The following is a 2,846-nucleotide window of genomic DNA, read 5'->3' on the forward strand; positions in this document are numbered from 1 at the left end:
GCCTGCAAGTGCAGTAATTGAAGCCATATAGGTTAAAAACATAGTCGCTGCAAATAATCTTGGTATTTTCATTTCATCCTCCTGATAAACATTGCCTATTTTCTTTGTATGAACCCATATTACTATAATCATATGAATAATAGTTTATAATCTGACAAAAAGTATAATTAGTCGATAAACGGTAATCATCAGCCTTGTATACAAGCTTTCAATAAATAACTGCCCAGTATTTGTCCTATCTTTAGTCCTGGATTGAAGGCCATACGAATCTCCTTTTATAGTGATGATGACACAAAAAGGCGGCTCCCGTTAATGAACCGCCTTAAACATATAATCACTATTTAGTTGTAAAGTGAAAAGCTTGAATTATTCAGTCTGAAAATTATAAAGAGTCGGGTCGTAAGCCTCATATTCTTTTTCACGCGTAATTCCCTGAACCGGCTGTGGAGGTGTATCATAATGAGGGAAAGGATAGTTAACTTTCGTAATACCCTCTGTTAACTTTATTTTTAGTTCGGGCGTATACTCTACACTCAATGAACAGATATTATTATTCCTACCCACACAAATTTCTACAGTATAATTGTCATTCTGATAACAATAAGTAGGTATCGGAACGGCATCATACATGGCAACCTCGAATTTGGTTACGCTTCCTGGATTATAGCTTAAAAACTGCAGTCCCTGTTCTTTCATTTTCTGATCAATTTTAGAAAAGGAATCGCCCACTTCTAAACCGCATACTTTGAAGCCTGGTTTATTTACGTGCACACGATCAACATAGATATATGCTTCCGGAGCCTCTGTATTTGCTAGAAATTCTATTTCTTCGTTAGAAATATTATATTCAACAAAATATGGATGCATACTTACCGATGGAAAATCTGCGTTAGATCCCAATTGGTAAGATACCACTTTAATTAATTGACGTTCAGATCCCAATGTCTCTTTTACCCAAACCTTGAATGTCTGTCCCGGATAGTCCCTGAGATAATGGTCAAGCGTGGTGCCGACATATTTCGACATATCGTTAGAAACCGAACCATCCGTTTGCCCTGACATTGTCATATCAGGAGAAGGACTTCCTGCAAAAGAAGACATTCCGAATGACAAAACAAATATTACCATTAATAAAATAGTCAAACTCTTTTTTTTCATTTTTTCTCCTACCCTATAAACTCTATCTTCATGACTATGCACATTACTTAAACATCATAGATTGTACCCCAACATGTATTAACACGGTGCCTTTATGGCAGAGCAAAAGTAAAAATAGCGCCAGTTTCCACAATATTTATACGGCTTCGAGGGTATCAATATCGAGTGCCGTGATATGAAATCAATTGATCAGATTTGATGAAACTGCCTGATTTGATGTGGTTGTTGATTGATTTCAGGCATAATTCCGGCTATAAATAGTATTCAACATTATACTGAGCTCATGTTTGTTCAAAGAATAGGTTAGAATTAGCCGTAATGAATACTAGATACAACACCATTTTCAACATATACATTAATATGAGTACCAGCATTGCGAGCAACCCACTGTTCAAAATCAGCTTTACTCATAAGGCAACGATGTTCATCATCATTCCTGTAACTATACTCCGTTTCCGAATATAGCTGAAAATTAAAAACTCCATCTTGCATAAGCACAGCCGAAACAGATCTACCATCTATTGAATAATACATTGAACCTTTAAGTGTAAAGATATCTCCGTTTTTTTCTTGATCATAGATCAATGCTTTATCAGACCCGATATATCCATCTCGAACAATAGTTGCCTCATATACCCCTGGCGAAGTCATGAAAGAAATTATTTCGGTCTGAGAATACTTCTTCCCATCCTTTCCGACTTTCTGTCCATCAGGTGTCACGGTATCTACAAGCATTGCACCGTCTGCACCAACATAGAAGGCGTTGTCGATCCACTGATTTTTGAGCATTGCTCCGCTATCATTGAAGTAATATCTCTTTCCGTTTATGTCCTGCCAGCCGATGACCATGATGCCGTCAGTTCTGAGATAATAGGTATTGCCTTTGTCTTCCCGGAAACCGGTGAGCATTACACCATTACTGTCGAAAAGATACCATTTCCCTTTAAGCTGAAACCAGCCTGTAGCTGACACGCCATTTTCATCATAGTAATGTCTTCCGTCTGACTCATCCACCCACTCATTGAAATGATACTTGCTCTCATCAAGGTTTATTAAATAGGTGGCAGTTTTGTGTTCGCCTTCATATCCGTTTTTGCTTACCGCATAGTACTCTATGGTATATTTTCCGTTTTTCCCCAGGCTTAAGGGAGATGAATATTTACTTTCATTATCACTTCCGGAAACTTTATAAAATATTTCGCTTCCTTCCGATGAAGACATGGATAGAGTCACAGGATCCGTATAGGTTCCTGAGCTTTTGGATAATGTAACCTCCGGGTAAACGTCTAAAAGGACTTCAGATATCTTTTGTTGTTTCGGCATCAAAATCGTAGCTTTCTGAAGAAATTCTACCTCTTTTTCGATGTCTCCGTTTTTCTCATATGTGTTGGCAAGAAGTACGTAGAGTTCTTCGTTTTTCGGGTCAATCTCTATCATCTTCTTCAAGGTAAGGATCGCTTCGTCATAGTTCTCTTCAGCGATGTACTTGTTTGCGGTCTTAAGCATTCGCCTTATGCGTTGTGCTGGAAGATTGAAAAATACAAGCATGCCGACAAGCGCTACCAGAAGGATTCCGGTCATGACAGATATGATTATAATTGGATTTGATTTCTTTTCCATACGAACCCCAGAACATTTTCTATAATATCCAATCAGTTTTATACGCAGGCGCATATACGTACAGCTAA

General features: G+C 37.9%; 2 protein-coding genes. Both read right to left on the reverse strand.

Going from position 1 to position 2,846, the window contains the following annotated elements:
* Positions 1-366: 366 nt before the first annotated feature.
* Positions 367-1,158, reverse strand: coding sequence for a hypothetical protein (locus T357_RS0118335; protein WP_031555874.1), 792 nt, complete (start codon positions 1,156-1,158; stop codon positions 367-369).
* 309 nt (positions 1,159-1,467) lie between these two features.
* On the reverse strand, positions 1,468-2,778 hold the full coding sequence (locus T357_RS20690; protein WP_049962555.1) for a tetratricopeptide repeat protein: 1,311 nt from the start codon (positions 2,776-2,778) through the stop codon (positions 1,468-1,470).
* Positions 2,779-2,846: the final 68 nt, after the last annotated feature.

Source organism: Oribacterium sp. FC2011 (assembly GCF_000701645.1).
Taxonomy (GTDB): Bacteria; Bacillota; Clostridia; order Lachnospirales; family Lachnospiraceae; genus Oribacterium.

What these genes read in the sequence shown, in the direction of transcription:
- T357_RS0118335 (WP_031555874.1), bottom strand. Translation starts at nt 1,158, where the DNA reads ATGAAAAAAAAGAGTTTGACTATTTTATTAATGGTAATATTTGTTTTG.
- T357_RS20690 (WP_049962555.1), bottom strand. Translation starts at nt 2,778, where the DNA reads ATGGAAAAGAAATCAAATCCAATTATAATCATATCTGTCATGACCGGA.